1 pseudogene is annotated in these 202 nt (G+C 58.9%); it reads left to right on the forward strand.

The window, feature by feature from the left end:
* Positions 1-202: pseudogene (locus ADK66_RS31805) on the forward strand (thioester reductase); the annotation flags it as partial.

Genomic DNA, 202 nt, shown 5'->3' on the forward strand with positions numbered 1-202 from the left:
CACCTACATGGTCCCCACCACCCTCATCACACTTCCCGAACTACCACTGACCCCCAACGGCAAACTCGACACCACCCGCCTACCCGAACCCACACCAACGGTTACCGAACACATCGCACCCACCACCCACACCGAACAATGGCTCGCCGACACCTGGCAAAACCTGCTCAACATCGACCAGATCAGCACCACCGACAACTTC

Source organism: Micromonospora sp. NRRL B-16802 (assembly GCF_001279555.1).
GTDB classification, from domain to species: domain Bacteria; phylum Actinomycetota; class Actinomycetes; order Mycobacteriales; family Micromonosporaceae; genus Micromonospora; species Micromonospora profundi.